General features: G+C 48.1%; 13 protein-coding genes. 8 read left to right on the top strand and 5 right to left on the bottom strand.

The window, feature by feature from the left end:
- Nucleotides 1-211: 211 nt before the first annotated feature.
- The 3 genes from H8B09_RS13330 to H8B09_RS13320 form a co-directional block, all read right to left on the bottom strand.
- Complete coding sequence (locus H8B09_RS13330; protein WP_191204024.1) at nt 212-1189, bottom strand: iron-hydroxamate ABC transporter substrate-binding protein; 978 nt, start codon at nt 1187-1189, stop codon at nt 212-214.
- A 122-nt stretch (nt 1190-1311) separates the two neighbouring features.
- The gene (locus H8B09_RS13325; RefSeq protein ID WP_318152612.1) at nt 1312-2958 is read right to left on the bottom strand and encodes an AraC family transcriptional regulator; all 1647 of its coding nucleotides are present in this window, start codon (nt 2956-2958) and stop codon (nt 1312-1314) included.
- Entirely contained in the window at nt 2955-3347 is a 393-nt protein-coding gene (locus tag H8B09_RS13320) for an acyl-CoA thioesterase (protein ID WP_191204023.1), read from the bottom strand. The genes H8B09_RS13325 and H8B09_RS13320 overlap by 4 nt, the downstream gene beginning before the upstream one ends.
- 354 nt (nt 3348-3701) lie before the next feature.
- On the opposite strand from H8B09_RS13320, the gene H8B09_RS13315 reads away from it, so the two are divergent.
- The 8 genes from H8B09_RS13315 to H8B09_RS13280 all read left to right on the top strand — a co-directional run bounded on the left by H8B09_RS13315 (nt 3702) and on the right by H8B09_RS13280 (nt 12103).
- Nucleotides 3702-5462, top strand: a complete 1761-nt coding sequence (locus tag H8B09_RS13315) for a glycoside hydrolase family 2 protein (protein WP_191204022.1) — start codon at nt 3702-3704, stop codon at nt 5460-5462.
- A 222-nt stretch (nt 5463-5684) separates the two neighbouring features.
- Nucleotides 5685-6227 (top strand): MarR family winged helix-turn-helix transcriptional regulator, encoded by a 543-nt coding sequence (locus H8B09_RS13310; protein ID WP_191204021.1) that lies wholly within the window; start codon nt 5685-5687, stop codon nt 6225-6227.
- A 22-nt stretch (nt 6228-6249) separates the two neighbouring features.
- Nucleotides 6250-7242, top strand: a complete 993-nt coding sequence (locus tag H8B09_RS13305; protein ID WP_191204020.1) for an alpha/beta fold hydrolase — start codon at nt 6250-6252, stop codon at nt 7240-7242.
- Between the two features lie 266 nt (nt 7243-7508).
- The gene (locus H8B09_RS13300) at nt 7509-8798 is read left to right on the top strand and encodes an acetylornithine deacetylase (protein ID WP_191204019.1); all 1290 of its coding nucleotides are present in this window, start codon (nt 7509-7511) and stop codon (nt 8796-8798) included.
- 37 nt (nt 8799-8835) lie between these two features.
- The gene (tenA, locus tag H8B09_RS13295; RefSeq protein WP_191204018.1) at nt 8836-9507 is read left to right on the top strand and encodes a thiaminase II; all 672 of its coding nucleotides are present in this window, start codon (nt 8836-8838) and stop codon (nt 9505-9507) included.
- Entirely contained in the window at nt 9504-10316 is an 813-nt protein-coding gene (locus tag H8B09_RS13290) for an ABC transporter ATP-binding protein (protein WP_224753577.1), read from the top strand. The genes tenA and H8B09_RS13290 overlap by 4 nt, the downstream gene beginning before the upstream one ends.
- A complete protein-coding gene (locus tag H8B09_RS13285) occupies nt 10313-11065 on the top strand; it encodes an ABC transporter permease (protein ID WP_191204016.1) in 753 nt (250 codons plus the stop codon). Before H8B09_RS13290 ends, H8B09_RS13285 begins: the two co-directional genes overlap by 4 nt.
- Before the next feature lie 18 nt (nt 11066-11083).
- Nucleotides 11084-12103 carry an ABC transporter substrate-binding protein gene (locus tag H8B09_RS13280; protein WP_191204015.1) on the top strand — a complete coding sequence of 340 codons (1020 nt, stop codon included), beginning with the start codon at nt 11084-11086 and terminating at the stop codon, nt 12101-12103.
- Between the two features lie 55 nt (nt 12104-12158).
- On the opposite strand, the gene H8B09_RS13275 is transcribed toward H8B09_RS13280, so the two are convergent.
- Nucleotides 12159-13319, bottom strand: coding sequence for a Ger(x)C family spore germination protein (locus H8B09_RS13275; protein ID WP_191204014.1), 1161 nt, complete (start codon nt 13317-13319; stop codon nt 12159-12161).
- Nucleotides 13312-14391: a GerAB/ArcD/ProY family transporter gene (locus H8B09_RS13270; protein ID WP_191204013.1), complete on the bottom strand. Its 1080-nt coding sequence runs from the start codon at nt 14389-14391 to the stop codon at nt 13312-13314. The genes H8B09_RS13275 and H8B09_RS13270 overlap by 8 nt, the downstream gene beginning before the upstream one ends.
- Between the last annotated feature and the right edge of the window lie 2 nt (nt 14392-14393).

The following is a 14393-nucleotide window of genomic DNA, read 5'->3' as shown; positions in this document are numbered from 1 at the left end:
ATAGATATCCTTTCTACTAATGTAATGATGAGTTCCTTTTTGCAAGCCAAAGGATATTTTATCACTGAATCATTTACAATACATTAATATTACTAACTTTTACCGTTCTGCTCTGCCGACAGGTGTCCTTGTATAATCCTCTGCATGAAAATAAAACAAACAAAAAGCCCTCAAATCAAATCGAGGGCTTTGTTGTGTCTATATTCGTTTCTTATTCCCCAAGAAAGTGATCGATGAAGAACTGCAGCTGGTATTCCATGCTGAGCGGATCGTTGAAGTAGAATGCTTTTGCGTCAGCTTCGAATACGTGATTGTTTGTCGCGGCTGTCGTATTTTTGTACGTCGTCGTATCTTGGAACGAGTTGTCTTCATCCGCATTTTTACTGAAGATGACATAGTCGCCGAAGTAGTCGCCCATCACTTCCGACGAGAGGGCGAAGAAGCCATCCGTCGCTGTTGCTTCTTCAACCTTCTTCGGCATCTTCAGACCGAATGGCTGGTACAAAATCTCAGTTCCGCGCCCGAAGTTATTGCCGTATACATAGAGCTGCTTATTGAACGTCTCGATGACCGATACTGTAGCATCATCGCCGATTTTCGCTCGAATGTCTTCGCCGGCTTTTGTCGCTCTTGCCGTGAAATCATCCACCCAAGCTTGCGCTTCCTTCTCTTTGTTCAGCAGCTTGCCGATCTCGATCTGTTGGGTTAAGTAGTCGACCTTACCGTAGGTATAAGTAACGGTAGGTGCGATTTGCTTAAACTTGTCGATGTTCTTAATATCGGACAGCCCGATGATGAGGTCCGGCTCCAGCTCCATTATTTTCTCGACGCTGTCTTCCGCTACGACTTCAACATCCTTCAGTTTGTCTGCGAAATTCGGGTTATCCTTGGACATTTCGTCCACGCCGACCAGCGGTACGCCGAGCAGCATGACGTTGCCAGTCAAGAAGCGGGTAATAACAACAACGCGCTGCGGGTTAGCCGGAACATCAACAGGACCGTTCTCCGACTCATAAACCCTAGTACCCGTCTGTGCAGCCGAGGAATCCGCCGACGTATCGGAGGCTGTCTCCTGGGATGTTGTCGTAGACGAATGGCTTGAAGTATCCTTATTGTTCGAAGCGGACTCTCCACAAGCGCCTAGAAGTAAAATGAAGGAAAAAATAATTGGAACGAAAAGCTTTTTCATATAATGATGCCTCTCCCTTATGATATGCTCTTTGATTGTGAAAATCATTCTCACTTGCAAGGATAATTATAGGCATGCTGGAATGACCAAACCATGCCTTTTTGTTTGAAGATAGGCTTGTACTATTGATCGCTGCCGAATAAGGCTGCAGCCCGTTGAAGCTGTAATCGGATCGATATCGGGTTGTATGGAATCCATTCATCCAGATCGAGCAGATGTATGTTCTCGCGTAGTACCGCGGGAAGCGTGCGCCAATGGATGGAGTTGAACAAAGCATCGGAATGAGAACTGGAGCCATTCGCATCTGGGTATACAATAACTAAAATTCGATCTCCCGCGTATTCGGCCAGATCAGATAATTCGATCGGTATGGAATGAAACTGATCTCCAAGCTTATCGATTTCGGGGCGGATTCTTTCCGGGGAGTGCAAGCCAAGTGATTGATACAAGACATATCCCGCATTGCGCGCTCCATAGACGTACAACCCTTCGGGTTTGCTGACAAGTATCGTAATGATCTCGTCAGCGGCAGCGCTTTGCTGTACGAGTGAGCGAGCTGCCTGTTCCTCTTGCTCGAAAGCGGCAAGCCACTGCTCCGCAAGTTCGCTTCGATGAACCGCCTTGGCAATTAGCCGTAGATGCTCCTTCCAGCCCAGATCCATCCACGGTATCTCAATGACTGGAGCAATCGCTCGCAGATGAGCCAGATTCAGTCCATACATGTCTAGATGCTGCTTGGCCGCAATAATGAGCTCAATGCCGTTCTCCAGGAGCGTTGCATCGATTTGCTCGATTGTGCTGGACGTATTCATGAATGTGATCGACTGAGGCGGCGCTAGGTCCGTCGCATTCACATATTCATTGCTCTCCGCAATGATGACGGTCGGCTCCACGCCAAGCGTTAACAGATGACTGGCATACGGGGGAAGCAATACGGCAATACGGTGGCTAGTACGCTGATTATAGCCGGATGGCGACGTGCCTGCGTGCTGCTTGAAGCGGCGGCTGAGGTAAAATTCGTCCTTGTAGCCTACTTCCAGCGCGATTTCTCTAAGCGTACCCGAGCCGCTGATTAACAGCTCCATTGCTCGATGTATACGCAAGCGCGACAAGTATTCATTAGGCGAGAAGCCGGTCATCTTTTTGAACAAAATCGAATAATGAGAGTGGCTGACACCAGCGATTTCAGCCAGATGCTCGCGCGATATTTTGTCCGTATAATGGCTCTCCAGATAAGTAATGCTTCGCTCCATCGAAGGCTGATCGCCTGTTGGATCATGCTCATTATGCTGCTGCAGCAGTTGAAGAATGATTTGATGGACGATAATCTGGTTCTGTACATGGCGCATTTCGCTTGCAGTCGATCGATGGATGTACAGCTCCTCCATCTGAGCGACGATGCTGGATTGATTAGGGATGAGCTTGATACTCGAATAAGCGTTCAGCTCGCTCTTCTGAATCATTGCACCGGCAAGTAGAGAACCCGTTTGTTCAATCGTATGGATCGCGAATCGATAGGCATGAAGCGGATGCTGAGCATTCGCGATAAGTGCAGCATGACGGTGTGGCGGTAGAAGGACGACATTGCCTTCTGTTAATTCATGAGCGTGATCATCCATTCGAAGGATGCCTTTGCCGCGAGCAACACCAATCAGCACAGGAGACGGCTCATTGATTTTATGCATCGGCATATTCGTGGTCGTATACAGCGATTGAATGTTGGCAGCCGAATAGATTGGATAATGCGAGTTTATCCACTCCGAGTTCACGTGAATACCCCGCGAAGAACATCAGGAACAGCCCGACTCTTTCTCGTTTCTACATCCATCGTAACGCTAGTCACCAATGCGTCGGCACATAACTCGCCTTGATCGTTGACGATCTCTTGGCGTAATACGTAGCTGCTTCGTCCGATCGACTGAGGTTCGGTCGTCACGGTGAGGCGGTCCCCTTGTTTGCACTCTTTGCGATAATTGATATTAATGTTTACAGTTACCGTTTGAACGCCATGTCCTAGCAGCGTTTCATAGTGCAGCTGGTTCGCGTCATACCATTCCTCGCGTCCCCACTCCAGATACTCCAGATATTTGGCATTATTCACATGCCCGTTCACATCGATCTCGGTGGAACGGACGATCAGGTCAAGATTAATTTTCATATGGATATATCCTCCTTGTTGCAAACACGTCCATCATTAATAGTCATAAAGGTGTTGTATTCAATATAGCATGAATGGCGAGGCTGTTCGAAATGTAGTGGTGCACGTTACTATTTTGTTTATTACAATAATTTTGTAGTGAATGATTAGATCAGACTCGATGTTTGATTCGTTGACCAGAGAAGCTATACAAACATACTGATTATTTTAATAGCCATTCGATAAACATTGACACTTTGGCTGCGAGCCATTTATATTATCAATAAAACAATATTCTTGTAACAAAACGAACGAAACATAATTAGCACGTCGATTATTAGTTCTAAACTCAATGACAAAGGAGAACTGAACACGATGACGACCAAGAAATATATCAAGGATTATCCGCGTCCCCAGTTTGTTCGGGATAATTGGACGAATCTGAACGGTGAATGGAACTTCGGTTTCGATGATAGCAATGCGGGTGAAGCTGCTGGTTGGCATCGCCAGTTTGGCGGCGGCTTGAAAATCAACGTTCCTTTCACTTATGAGACCGCAGCGAGCGGTATCGGAGAAGAAGCGCATCATCCGAATGTGTGGTACAATCGCAGCTTTGACATTCCGGCTGACGAAGCGGGCAAACGGATTGTGTTGAATTTTCAGGCGGTCGATTACGTTGCGAAGGTGTGGGTGAACGGCGAATATGTGGGCAGCCACCAAGGTGGCTATGTTGCGTTCTCATTCGATATTACACCTTATATTACGTTCGGGGCTGTTAACGAGCTGACGGTCAAAGTTGAGGATAGTCTCGATGCGACGCAGCCGCGCGGTAAACAGCGGTGGGTACAGAACAACTTCGAATGCTTCTATGTGCAGACGACGGGAATCTGGCAATCCGTATGGCTCGAAGCTGTTCATCCCGTATATGTCGGACAAGTCAAAATGACGCCAGATCTCGATACGAACGCTATTCGCTTCGAATATCAGGTGAAAGGCGGCTCGGCCTCCAATCGACTGCGTCTGGAGACGGTCATCTCGCTGAAGGGGCAGCCGGTCAAGCAAGTGAGCCTAACGATTGATCGCCCGTGGATGCAGCTCGAGATTGATCTTGTGCACGAGGCGAATGGTCCTTGGAAGCAGACGCACTGGGCGCCAGCTCATCCGAATCTGTATGATGTGGAATTCGTCCTATATGAGAACGATGCGGTTGTCGACCATGTGTATTCCTACTTCGGCATGCGCAAAATTTCGATCGAACAAGGCAAGGTGCTCCTGAACAATGCGCCAATCTATCAACGGCTTATCCTCGATCAAGGTTATTGGCCGGATAGTCATCTAACGCCGCCTTCCGAAGAAGCGATTCTCGAGGATATCGAGAAGACGCTCGAGATGGGCTACAATGGCGTTCGTAAGCATATGAAGGTTGAGGATGCTCGGTACTTGTACTGGTGCGATGTGAAAGGCCTGCTCGTCTGGTCCGAGATGGCGGCGACATTCGAGTTCAACGATAACGCCGTACAGACGTTCACAGAAGAGTGGATGGAGGTTGTCCGTCAACAATACAATCACCCTTCGATTATTACGTGGGTGCCGTTCAACGAGTCATGGGGCGTCGCGAACATATTCAAGAACAAACGTCAGCAGCAATTTACGGAAGCGATCTATCATCTGACCAAAACCTATGACCCGAACCGACCGGTCGTTACAAATGACGGATGGGAGCATACCGTATCGGACATCCTCACACTGCATGACTACGCAGAGACGAAGGAACAATTCATGCGCTCCTATGCGGACAAGGATGCGGTCGTGAACAATCGCATTTCGTTCAACAATTGGAAATATGCGTTCGCTGAGGGTTATTCGTACAAAGGGCAGCCAATCATTATGAGCGAATTCGGCGGAATCGCCTTTAAGTCCGACAAAGGTTGGGGTTACGGCAATCAGGTTGCAACAGAGGAAGCGTTCCTCGAACGATTCCGCCGCATTCATGAAGCGATCAAGGAAACGGACTATTTCGTAGGTTATTGTTATACGCAGATTACGGACGTGCAGCAGGAGGTTAACGGCCTGTTGACGGAAGATCGGAAGCCAAAAGTTCCCCTTGAACTCATTCGCCAAATCAATCTGTCATAAGCAACTCCCTATCGGGCCAGCAAATAGCCAAAAAGCCATCTTCGAAACAGAAGATGGCTTTTTGGCTTTGTTCCTTATAGAGCAAAGGAAGCCTCCTTTATATTATGGGGGAGCACAAATCGATTCGCAGAGAAAATAATAGTAAGTATATTGACTTTTTTACCAACAGCTGCTAATCTTAATTTAGACAGTATAATGACTATTTGGAAGGGCCGATACTAGATGGATATTTACAAGCAGTTGTTTCTCATGCAGCAGAATTACGCTACTTTGTTCTCGCTCGCGAACAAGATTCAGATGAAAGGGGATGCATACCTGCAAAGTCTGACCTCGAGACAATATATGGCGATGCTGGCGATTGCCCATCTGGAGGAGAATGAAGCGACACTAAACAACATCGCAAGAAAATTGGGGACTACCAAACAAAGCATTAAACAGATCATTGCGATTCTTGAGTCGAAGCATTTTGTCCAAATCATGCCTAACCCAAAGGATAAACGCGCGGTGAATATCACCATTACGGAAATCGGCCAACAGGTATTATTGGAATGCTCGGAACAAGGCATCTACATGCTGGCGGATATGTTCTCGGCTTTCACAGCAGAGGAACTGGAGCAGATGTGGAGCCTGCTGAAGAAGATGTACCGATTCGACGGGGAAGAGATGGACGGGTTTGAGGAAGATGGCAACCTGGAGCCGGCTGAGAACCAAGATGAGCTGCAGAGCAGAGTGATGAAGGAGTTTGAACGAAGAAGAAATCAATAGAGCAACGAGGAGGAATTATAAGATGAGAAATAAAATGAAACGACTCATCTGCGTTGAAGAATATGTCGAGGTTAACGGGATAGAGCATTATTTGTTCCATAGAGGAACGAATCGGAACAACGCTGTATTGCTGTACTTGCACGGAGGGCCAGGCTCGGCAGAATCGTTATTAACAGAAACGTTTCAGACCCGCTGGGAGGACATATACACAGTTGTCCATTGGGACCAGCGCGGAGCGGGAAAGACGTTGATCCGAAACCCCGACAAGATTCCAACAATTGAACTGATGCTGGAGGATTTGTATGGGATCATTCAATATTTGAAGATACAATATAATATGCACAAAATCGTTCTTGTCGGCCATTCATGGGGAAGTGTCCTTGGTTCCCTATTTATTCGGCAATATCCGAATGAAATTGCTTATTATATTGGTGTTGGTCAGGTCATCAATATGCTCGAGAATGAACGAGTGGGATATAACAAGGTGTTAGAGCTGATTGAACAGGCTGGAGATGAGCAATCTCGCAAGAAGCTGGAGGCTATCGGTGAGTATCCGGGGGAGAAACTCGTATTTGATCGCAACTTTCTGGCGAAGTGTGACAAGGTCAGAAAGATTCAAGGGAAATACGACTTGGCCATTAAAATCGGACTTCAAACGTGGTTAACGGTATTCAAGAGCCCGATCTTCAGATTGTCTGATCTTACAGCTTTCATGCGAATATACAAAACGCATGGCAAGGTTTATAAGTTTCTGGGAGATTTCAATCTTCGTGATGAGCAAGCGGATTACGATATGCCGATCTATTATGTATTGGGAGATAATGACTGGCAGACACCTTATGTGATTGCGCAGCAGTATTTTGAAGAAATTAAGGCGCCTCATAAACAGCTGTTTATGATTCCTCGTGCTGGACATATGACGATGATGGATCAGCCAGACTTGTTCTTCGATGCGCTGCAGCAGATTCATGCCCGAGAAGAATTGCCGCCACCTCAAATGTCTTATACGCTGTGAGGCAGGCTGCGTAACGCGGCTTCTATTCGAGATAGGCAGAATGGTTGTCATTACCCGTCTTATGAGCTATAGTGAGAATAATTATTCATATTGCGCTGCGGGGGCTGGATGGAGTCTGGCTGAGATTGGGAACGATATTTCCCTGACCGTTAATCTGAACCAGGTAATGCTGGCGTAGAGAATGTATGGAGATCGAACCATTCGTATATTCTCGGATGGTTTTTTGTTATGGTCCTGCCCGCGACGCAAGCGAAGGAGATCTTTAGATGAAAGACGCTTTGATTACACATTTACAAGAACTAGTGGAAGCACGGCAGGAAGAGCTGTTCGCGCTGCTCGCTGAACTTATTGCCTTCCCGACCGTTAGTCCGCCAGCGAGGAATACGCTGAAGGCGCAGCAGTTTATGGAGGAGCAGTTGAAAGCTTGCGGCTTCGAGACGGAGCTATGGGATGTATACCCTGGCGACCCGAATGTGACAGCGACGAAGCGCGGTACGGATCGTGAACGTTATCGAAGCTTGCTCTTGAATGGTCATATGGACGTTGCTGAGGTCGGAGACAGCGGGGAATGGAAGGTTGATCCGTTCAAGCTGTCCTTGCATAATGGCAGAGCTTATGGCCGAGGAACCGCAGATATGAAAGGCGGCCTTGCAGCTCTATTATTTGCAGTTAAGCTGCTTAATGAAGCAGGCATGGAGCTCAAAGGCGACCTGCTGTTCCATTCAGTCATTGGCGAAGAGGCTGGAGAAGCGGGAACGCGCGCTTGCATGGAGCGAGGCTATACAGCTGATTTCGCTGTAGTGGCGGATACCAGCAGCTTGGCGATCCAAGGGCAAGGCGGCGTCATCACAGGCTGGGTAACGGTGCAAAGTCCGGTTACTTACCATGACGGCATGCGATCGAGAATGATTCATGCAGGGGGCGGAGTTGAAGGGGCTAGCGCGATTGAGAAAATGGTTAAGCTCATTACAGGACTCCAGGAGCTTGAACGACATTGGGCTGTGAGTAAATCTTACCCGGGCTTTCCTGCCGGTTCGAATACGATTAACCCTGCTGTAATTGAGGGAGGCCGCCATGCAGCATTTGTGGCAGACCGCTGCTCCTTATGGATTACGGTACATTTCTACCCAGATGAAGATTATGAGACCGTCGCCGCGGAGATTGAAGAGCATCTGCTGCGCGTAGCGGCCGGCGACCCTTGGCTGCGTAACCATCCCCCAACCTTCACATGGGGAGGACGCTCGATGATTGAGGAACGAGGCGAAATCTTCCCATCGCTAGAGTTGGATCGAGAAAACGATGGGTTCAAGACGCTATTCGCCAGTCATCAGCAAGTTCGTGGATCCGAACCTGAAGCGGGGATGAGCCCGACGGTTACGGATGCAGGTTGGATTGGCCGGGCGGGTATCCCGACTGTCATCTATGGTCCTGGCGAGCTTGCGCACGCCCATGCGGTTGATGAAAGCACGGACATGCGGGAGTTGATCGATTACACGAAGATTATGATCGCTTTCATTGCGGATTGGTGCAACCGTGAGAAAGAGAATATCCGCTAAGACAAACCATAGAGACAACGATACGAGGAGGATATAGATGAACCGGTTTAGCGAGAGACTATATGAATCGACCCAAATGATTTGGAATAAGTGCCACGAGCATCCGTTCCTAGTTGAGATGCGTGAAGGAACACTTGATCCGGAACGTTTCATTTATTACTTGAAGCAGGACTATGTGTATCTTATTGATTATGCCAAGCTGTTCGCGATGGCAAGCATGAAAGCTCGCGATCTCGAGACGATGACGAAGTTTGCGGAACTGCTTCATTCCACCCTGCACGTAGAGATGTCGCTGCATAGAGACTATGCTGCACGTTTCGGCGTGTCACGGGAAGAGCTGGAACAGACCGTCCCTGCCCCGACGACGATTGCTTATACGAAGTTCCTGCTGGATACAGCTTCGCAAGGATCGTTGGCAGAGGTGGTCGCTGCATTGCTTCCATGTATGTGGAGCTATCGGGAGATTGGCGTCGCTTACGCGAAGATTCCTGGTGCGCTCGACCATCCTTTGTATCGGGAATGGATCCTGATGTACAGCTCAGAGGAATTCGGAGTGCTGACCGATTGGACGATCGAATATATGGATCGTGTGGCGGAAGGTTTGCCAGAGTCGGAACTTGCACGTCTCGAAGAACGGTTCCTTGTGGCGTCCAAGCTTGAATATATGTTCTGGGATATGGCTTATCGGAAAGAAGAGTGGCCAATTTGAACCAAGCAGTAAACGAAGGACGGCCGCTTGCCTTATCGGTACGTGGTCTGGAATTCTCTTTCGCAGGACAAGCTCCATTATTTCAAGGTCTAGACTTCAACATCAAACAAGGCGAATTCGTTAGCATCCTAGCGGCTAGCGGTATCGGCAAGACTACGTTGTTCCGATTGCTGTCCGGGCTCATAGCTCCCCAAGCGGGTACGATTGCCATTGGCCAAGCTGCGTATTCGGCTGTGGAGGCTTCAGCGAAAAGGCAGATTGGCTATATGCCTCAGAAGGATAGTCTGATGCCGTGGCGCACGGTGCTGGATAATGCTGCGCTAGGTCTTGAGTTAGCGGGAACGCCGAAGCGGGAAGCGAGGCGGCAAGTGATGGAACTGCTGCCGAGCTTGGGTTTAGAAGGAACGGAACGCAAATATCCGCATGAGCTGTCCGGCGGCATGCGCCAGCGGGTATCGTTCCTGCGCTCCCTACTCGGAGGAGGAGAGTTGTTCCTGCTGGACGAGCCTTTCAGTGCGCTAGATGCAATGACGCGCGTTAGCATGCAGGAATGGCTGCTGCAGGTATGGGAGCAGCACCGCAAAACCATTCTGTTCATTACCCATGACGTTGATGAAGCGATTCTCTTATCCGATAGAGTGCTTGTAGCGGCGGAGTCGCCGATTACGAAGCTCAGCGAGCTGAAGATCAACCTTCCGCGTCCCCGCAGCTATGAAACGTCGCTGGATCAGACCTTCCTCGAGTCGAAAAGGCAGCTGCTGGAGCTGCTTGGCCGAACCTCTCGCAGTCCGGTGGGAGGAAGCGTATGAAACGGAAGGTAAGTACGTCCATACCTGTTGTTGTTTTTGTTGTACTGCTGGCTGCGATATGGGAAGCCGGGACAAGGCTATTTGACGTCCCGCACTACATTATTCCGAAGCTGTCCGACGTATTTATCTCTATGTGGGATAACCGGGATCTGCTTGGCAAGCATTGGCTTGTAACCTTATGGGAGGCGTTGTTGGGGCTCGGGATTTCCATCGTTATCGGAACGTTGGCTGCGATATTGATTGATCGTTCAACCTTAGCGAGGAAGACGATATATCCGCTTATTGTTGGCTCGCAGACGATTCCTATCATCGTATTGTCGCCCATTATGGTCATGTGGTTCGGCTATGAAATATGGAGCAAAATTACGGTCGTCATTCTATTCACGTTCTTCTCTATCGCAGTCAATACAGCGGATGGATTCCGATCGGCCGATCCCGATATCGGGGCATTAATGAAGACGATGGGCGCCAGCAGGCGTGATCTGCTGTTGAAGTGGAAGCTGCCATCGGCGCTTCCCGGATTTTTCACCGGATTGAAGATGGCTGCAGCATTCAGTGTTGGCGGCGCTACGCTAGGGGAATGGCTTGGCGGAGAGAAAGGCCTAGGTGTCTACACGAAGCGGGCATCGAATATGCTGCGTGCCGATGCCGTGTTCTCAGGCGTGCTGCTGCTGTCGGCAATGGGGATTTTGTTGTTCCTCGCAGCGTTATGGTTAGAGAAAGCGGTTCTTGCATACCGCAGAAGATAAATCGATCGTTAAAGGAGAATGACATTGAAATTCAACAATTGGAAACGAAAAGCAGGGTTGTCCCTTGCGGTTGCAGCAGTGCTTGTCAGTATCGTTGGCTGCTCATCCGACTCAAATAAGAAATCTGAATCTTCGTCAGGTGAGACCGAGCTTACGGTGCTGCTGGACTGGTATCCGAATGCGGTACATACATTCCTGTATGCGGCTGAGGAGCAGGGGTATTTCAAAGAAGCGGGCTTGAAGGTCAATTTGGTGACGCCTGCGGATACGAACGATGCGCTTAAGCTGGTTGCGACGGGGAAGGCAGATCTTGCGCTCAGTTATCAGATGCAAGTAGCGATTGCCCGTGCAGAAGACATTCCTGTCGTATCCGTTGGCGCGATTGTTCGTCACCCGCTCAATCAATTGATGGTGCTGGATTCGGATAATATCAGCAGCCCTAAGGACCTCGTTGGGCAGAAGATTGGCTACCCGTCCATTCCGCTTGATCAAGCGATTGTGAATACGATGGTACGGACAGACGGCGGGGACCCATCGAAGCTCGGCTATACGGACGTCTCTTGGGACCTGATTCCATCCATGACGACTAAGCGTGTAGATGCCATTATTGGCGGTTACATCAACCACGAGAAGCTGCTGCTCGAGAAGGATGGCGTGAAGGTGACGGCGTTCGACCCAGCGAAGTTTGGCGTTCCTGATTATTATGAACTCGTACTGACTGCAAGTGAAGATGAATTGAAGGGCAAAGGGGATGCCATCAAGAGGTTTGTAGAGGCATCTGCCCGAGGCCAGCAATATACGAAGGAACATCCAGCTGAAGCGCTGCAACTTCTCTTGGATAAGCAAAACAGCGAGTTCCCGCTTGATGCGGATATCGAGAAGAAAAGCTTGGACATCCTGCTTCCGTTAATGGATGCGGGTGAAGAGCCTTTCGGCAGCCAGTCGGAGCAGTCATGGACGACCGTTATTCAGTGGCTGACCGAGCATGGGCAGCTGTCGAAGGAAGTAAAGGCAGCTGACGCTTTCCGCAATTTATAGGTCCGCCTAACACAAACACGCCGATACAGAAGTAGCGGCGTGTTTGTGTTATACGTTATTTGGTAAACATCCCATAGTCTTTTATTTGAACCTTCACATGGCATTGAACATCTATGTTGCGATAAGTATCCGGCCAATTCATTTTATGCCACTTAGCATAAGAGAGGGTACTCCTTATATTTTTTCCTAGTCCAAGACTGTCGATACGATTTTGCTGCATGTTAGCAATTAATTGCTCCGCGTCTGTCCGGATATATTGAGAGACTAGCTTCTCGATTGTGGATCGGTCTTTATTTTTCTCAAGATCAAGAACACCGATGTACTCAAGAACCGAACCACTGACTTTGATGTTGATATCGACATGAAAATTCCCCTTGCGAGGTGTTACTTTTACGGAACGGTGACTGACCAATGAACTGAGCGTAACATGTTCATTGTTTCGATTCTCCCCCGATAGGTCGACGCTAATTTCTCCTTGTGTAATATCAGCGCGCATTAACGCGAAGATTATCGACTGTTTAGGATCGATCCTCATGATATAACGATCCTTCCGAAACAGCGCAATCCCATCGATTTTAACGCTATCCCCCACTTCCTTAATAATGGGCGCTATAGGATCAATGCCGTCATCGAAGTAATCTTTCGTAAATTGATACAGACTCGTCTTAGGTACAATCTGGGACAGAGATTCCTTCTCCAGCATGCGATCGATGTACTGCCCTGTTCGAGGATGAAAGGGGTAGTTTTTGGTCAACAGATCATGAGCGTTTCCGTTTACGACTGTGATCTTTACTCTAGGTGAAATGGATGGGTCTCGAACAAGGGTGTCGATATGCTTCCATATCCCTTGTTTAGCTAGGCTTAATCCGAAGAGTGTATTTCGCAATTGACCGCTTACAAGCTGTAATTCGGTTTGTCTTGAAAGTATGATTCTGCTTTCTTTGCTGGTCGATGAAATCGCGGTTAGAAATTCTCTGTTCACACCGCCAGTCCCAGATCCAGATCCAGACCCGGATCCAGATCCAGATCCAGAGTCAGGCCTTGGTATCGTAACACTGATCATTAACTTCTGCTCGGACTCATTCTCCTTGCGTGGTGCTAAGTCGTAACTTGTTGTTTGGATGAAGCCTAGCCTCTCCAATATGCGCTGGTCTCCGCAGCCCGTAACGGTCACCAGCAAGGCAACAGTAAGGAATAGACGAAGTACTTTAAGCAATTTTCTTTCCCCCGTTATGGATGACCAATATGGCGATTAACATGAGCGGTAATCCGAATGCAATCCCAAGTGCCATGTATCCAAGGTATTTCAGCCAAAGCTCTACTTCGCTCAACATATTAGGAATCCAGGATACAACAAACGCACAGCATACGAGAATTGCCGTAATCCAACGTTTATTGGCCCGGGGGATAAGGCTTTTGGCAGTTTCGGTAGCAGCCCAGATATACATCGTAATGCTCATCAAGCTTGTGACTAGGTACAAGGCGAGGAATATATTCTCGACCCTCTCGACAAAAGGAAGCCTGATATATGCTAATAAGTCGACGAGCGGAAATTTCATCTTCGTTAATTGTTTAAAGCTGTAAAAGCCAAAACAGACGAAGCTTATTGATAAATAGACAATAGTTGTTAAGAAATTTCCGAAGTATACGGCTTTCATAAAGCCTTTCTTCGAATCGACATAGGGGAAGAGCAGCAATACGAGTTCATACCCTAGGAACGAACTAAAGATAGATATGCTTCCTACAACTACATTAGTGGATTCTTTGAAAAAGAACGGCGTCAGATTCACCCACTCAAAACCTTTAATGAAGAAAGTAAGCATCAGGATTGTCCAAATGACCATCCAGAAAAAAACGGTAGCAGCCTTCGATATATTGTAGATGCCTTTAATAATCAAGCTGAATGCAATAATATCCACCAGGAGCTTTATGTACATGATGGGAGTAGTCGGAAACACGAACACTTGAAAAAGGATAATGTACTGCTTTGCCGCTATGCACCCCAACAATGTCCATACTACTATTAAATAAGTATACACCGGGTAGACGATAAGCTTGGACAAGCTTTGTTCCATGATCTGAAAAATGGACCTGCCATCGCCAAGCCGATAAACGATGGAAATTAGAAAGATATTGAACGTCGCTACGACGGAAAATAACGGGATAGCTACCCAACCGTTATAACCCATATACTGCGCTAGCATCCTCGGAAGAAAGAATACGACCACTCCAGCTTGAATCATGAATACAAGCACACTGATATGAAACGGATGCAGCTTCTCTTTCATCT

This window comes from Paenibacillus terricola (genome assembly GCF_014779765.1).
Lineage (GTDB): Bacteria > Bacillota > Bacilli > Paenibacillales > Paenibacillaceae > Paenibacillus_T > Paenibacillus_T terricola.
The sequence above is the reverse complement of the archived record's forward strand: the minus strand, read 5'-3'. Positions and strand labels throughout refer to the sequence as shown.

Bases quoted from the DNA above. Each gene is read 5' to 3' on its own strand.
- H8B09_RS13330 (WP_191204024.1), bottom strand. From the start codon at position 1,189: ATGAAAAAGCTTTTCGTTCCAATTATTTTTTCCTTCATTTTACTTCTA.
- H8B09_RS13320 (WP_191204023.1), bottom strand. From the start codon at position 3,347: ATGAAAATTAATCTTGACCTGATCGTCCGTTCCACCGAGATCGATGTG.
- H8B09_RS13315 (WP_191204022.1), top strand. From the start codon at position 3,702: ATGACGACCAAGAAATATATCAAGGATTATCCGCGTCCCCAGTTTGTT.
- H8B09_RS13310 (WP_191204021.1), top strand. From the start codon at position 5,685: ATGGATATTTACAAGCAGTTGTTTCTCATGCAGCAGAATTACGCTACT.
- H8B09_RS13305 (WP_191204020.1), top strand. From the start codon at position 6,250: ATGAGAAATAAAATGAAACGACTCATCTGCGTTGAAGAATATGTCGAG.
- H8B09_RS13300 (WP_191204019.1), top strand. From the start codon at position 7,509: ATGAAAGACGCTTTGATTACACATTTACAAGAACTAGTGGAAGCACGG.
- tenA (WP_191204018.1), top strand. From the start codon at position 8,836: ATGAACCGGTTTAGCGAGAGACTATATGAATCGACCCAAATGATTTGG.
- H8B09_RS13285 (WP_191204016.1), top strand. From the start codon at position 10,313: ATGAAACGGAAGGTAAGTACGTCCATACCTGTTGTTGTTTTTGTTGTA.
- H8B09_RS13280 (WP_191204015.1), top strand. From the start codon at position 11,084: ATGACATTGAAATTCAACAATTGGAAACGAAAAGCAGGGTTGTCCCTT.
- H8B09_RS13270 (WP_191204013.1), bottom strand. From the start codon at position 14,391: ATGAAAGAGAAGCTGCATCCGTTTCATATCAGTGTGCTTGTATTCATG.